Here is a 757-nt window from a genome sequence, read left to right on the forward strand (position 1 = left end):
GATCACGGAAAGATTGTAGCGCATTGCGCAACGCGGTTCAACTTAACGCCTAACACCCAAATAAGGGGCGGAAACACGTGGGCTAAAATCCCGAGCGAAGCGAGTCAGCCCACGTGTTTGCGTCCCAGTGAGCGGAGCGAGTGACTTAATTTGTTTGTTATGTGCCAGCACACTCTCTACTGCCGCCATGCCTTTACTGTGCCCAATAAATAAAACGTACCATAAATACAGCAAATAATTGAGCTTACTAACCAAAAGGTTATTGAATTTTGGTGTACCACAGGTTCTGAAGTTAGAAAGGGACCAACTAACCCTGCGATACCACGCAACAAATAGATGGCAGTAATTAAAGCTAAACAGGTTTTTAGTAGTGGTAACTTGATGATGATACCTGCACCAGAAAATGCATATAAGCCCCAGCCAGTAAGAATTGAAGCAATTGCTAAAGTTACAATTGTTGGGTACGGGTCGCCCTGAGCTGCGAGTTGAGCCATGCGTTGACCCGCACCAAAAAAGAGATACCAATCAGGACCGCCGAAAATACAACCAATATGAAGTAATGCAGCCAGGATACTTAAACTGCCAGCGATTATTAGTTGATTATTCTTGTGCATGCAAATTCCTTTTGGCACATAACACCCAAATAAGGGGCGCAAACATGGCGGCTATATTCGGAACGAAGTGACACAGCCGCCATGTTTGTGTCCCAGCGAGCCTGCGAGCGCCTTAATTTGATTGTTATGTGCCCGCAACAAAC

1 protein-coding gene is annotated in these 757 nt (G+C 45.6%); it reads right to left on the bottom strand.

Annotation, left to right across the window (positions count from 1 at the left end):
• Positions 1-176: 176 nt before the first annotated feature.
• Entirely contained in the window at positions 177-614 is a 438-nt protein-coding gene (locus ACXAFQ_RS20460; RefSeq protein ID WP_474825215.1) for a hypothetical protein, read from the bottom strand.
• Positions 615-757 lie beyond the last annotated feature (143 nt).

It is taken from the genome of Alteromonas sp. ABH2_165 (assembly GCF_056159945.1).

Excerpts from the sequence above, each read along its gene's own strand:
- ACXAFQ_RS20460 (WP_474825215.1), bottom strand. The coding sequence starts at position 614 with ATGCACAAGAATAATCAACTAATAATCGCTGGCAGTTTAAGTATCCTG.